This window comes from Pseudomonas sp. GW704-F2, assembly GCF_059423025.1.
Genome location: NZ_JBWKXO010000092.1, coordinates 1 through 2,581 on the forward strand (window position 1 = coordinate 1; position 2,581 = coordinate 2,581).

Annotated in this window: 2 protein-coding genes; both read left to right on the forward strand. The window is 56.4% G+C overall.

Annotated features, from left to right (window positions below):
- Positions 1-116 precede the first annotated feature (116 nt).
- Complete coding sequence (gene istA, locus AC07W0_RS30875) at positions 117-1,616, forward strand: IS21 family transposase (RefSeq protein WP_102619021.1); 1,500 nt, start codon at positions 117-119, stop codon at positions 1,614-1,616.
- Positions 1,609-2,412: an IS21-like element ISPsy20 family helper ATPase IstB gene (gene istB / locus AC07W0_RS30880; RefSeq protein WP_029241171.1), complete on the forward strand. Its 804-nt coding sequence runs from the start codon at positions 1,609-1,611 to the stop codon at positions 2,410-2,412. Before istA ends, istB begins: the two co-directional genes overlap by 8 nt.
- The last annotated feature ends 169 nt before the right edge of the window (positions 2,413-2,581 follow it).

Consider the following 2,581-nt stretch of genomic DNA (forward strand, 5'->3'; position numbering starts at 1 on the left):
CTGTTGCCGCTGACCGAAAACTGACCCAGTAGAGGCTCTTCTGCCGACTGAAAACTGACCCAGGTGTTCAACTGCTTCTGCTCACTTTTCGAGCAGGAGAACACAGGGTGATCAGCATGGAAATGTTGGGAAAAATCCGGCGGATGTACTTCCGCGACAAGCTCTCGCTGCATCAGATAGCCAAGCGTACCGGGCTGTCGAGAAACACCATCCGAAAATGGGTCAGAGCGCCCGAAGCCATTCAGCCAGCGTACCAACGGTGCGCAACCTTCAATAAGCTCAGCCCTTTTCACGAGACCCTGGAGCAGGCGCTCAAGGCCGATTCGTTCCGGCCAAAACACAACCGCAGGAGCGCCAAAGCACTTTTTGAGCAGATCAAAGCCGAGGGTTATGACGGCGGTTACAGCCAGCTCACGGCGTTTGTGCGCTCTTGGCGAGGCGAGCAAGGCAAGTCTTTACGCGCTTTTGTACCGCTGACGTTTGCGCTCGGTGAGGCCTTTCAATTTGACTGGAGCGAAGAAGGCCTGCTGATCGGTGGTCTTTTTCGACGTATCCAGGTCTCCCACATGAAGCTGTGTGCCAGCCGCGCATTCTGGTTGGTTGCGTACCCCAGCCAAGGCCACGAGATGCTGTTTGATGCCCACACCCGTTCGTTTGGAGCGTTGGGTGGTGTGCCGCGTCGCGGCATCTACGACAACATGAAAACGGCTGTCGACAAGGTCAACAAAGGCAAAGGGCGCACGGTCAACGCCCGGTTTTCCGTGATGTGCGCGCACTATCTGTTCGATCCGGACTTCTGCAACGTGGCCTCTGGCTGGGAAAAAGGCATCGTCGAAAAGAACGTTCAGGACAGCCGGAGGCGAATCTGGCTCGATGCTCAAAACTGCATGTTTCACACCTTCGAGGAACTGAATGTCTGGCTCGGCCAACGTTGCCGGTCGCTCTGGAGCGAACTGGTGCATCCGCAGTACAACGGGCTGACGGTGGCCGAGGTCTTAGAGCTGGAGCAGGTCGAAATGATGCCAATGCCGACGGCATTTGATGGCTACGTCGAGCGTACCGTGCGGGTCTCCAGCACCTGCCTGATCAGCGTGGCGCGAAATCGCTATTCAGTGCCATGTGAGCGCGTCGGCCAGTGGGTCAGTAGCCGTTTGTACCCTTCGCGGATCGTGGTCATTGCCGACGAAACGGTGATCGCCAGTCACGAGCGCCTCTTTGATCGAGATCAGGTCAGTTTTGACTGGCAGCACTACATCCCACTCATCGAACGCAAGCCTGGTGCATTGCGCAACGGTGCGCCATTTGCTGATCTGCCAAAACCGTTACGGCTTCTCAAACGAGGACTGAGGCGTCACACCAACGGTGATCGAATCATGATGCAGGTACTGGCTGCTGTGCCAATTGCGGGGCTCGAACCTGTGCTGGTGGCGGTGGAGCTGGTACTTGAATCGGGAAGTCTGAGCGCCGATCACATCCTCAATGTCCTTGCCCGCCTGACCTCCACCGCACTACCTCCCAGTGTAGAAACCAGCCTGCAACTCAAGGTCGCGCCTGTTGCCAATACAGCACGCTACGACCGGCTCCGTGCGACCGATGAGGAGAATCGCAATGCGTGACCTAATGACTGAACTCAAAGAACTTCGCCTGCACGGCATGGCCAGTGCTTGGGAAGAACTGGTCTCTCAAGGAACAGCGTCGACGGCTTCATCGAAATGGCTGCTGGAACATCTGCTTCAGCAGGAACATGCGGATCGCGCGGTGCGCTCGGTGAATCATCAGATGAACATGGCAAAACTCCCCATGCACCGTGACTTAGCTGGCTTTGACTTCAGCGCTTCCAGCGCTGATGCCCGGCTGGTCAGCGATCTATCCAGCTTAGCGTTCACTGAAACGGCGCAGAATGTCGTGTTCATCGGCGGCCCTGGAACCGGGAAAACACACCTGGCCAGTGCCTTGGCTGTATCCGGAATCACGGCCCACAACAAACGCGTGCGCTTCTTTTCCACGGTGGATCTGGTGAATCTGCTGGAGCGTGAGAAGTACGATGGCAAGGCAGGGCGAATCGCCCAGGGACTGCTTCGCACAGACCTGGTGATACTGGATGAGCTGGGATATTTGCCCTTTAGCCAAAGCGGCGGTGCCCTGTTATTTCACCTGCTGTCCAAACTGTACGAACACACCAGCGTGGTCATCACCACCAACCTCAGCTTCTCGGAATGGTCGAGTGTGTTTGGCGACGCCAAGATGACCACCGCGTTGTTGGATCGGCTGACACATCACTGCCACATCGTCGAAACGGGCAACGAGTCCTACCGCCTACAACACAGCACCTTGGCCGCCCAGACAAAGATCAAGTCACGGGAACGAAAGCGCAAGGACGGAGATGATGTCGAGGACGATGAGCCATTTTGATCCGCACCATAAATACCCTGCTGCATGCCTACATGCGGTGGGGGTTGATGCGTCTTGAATCGGCCCACTGCTGCTAAGCTTATCCACAATTGCTGGGACAGAAATCAGCAATCCGTCCTGGGTCAATTTTCAATCGGCAGGGTGGGTCAGTTTTCAATCAGCGCCAACA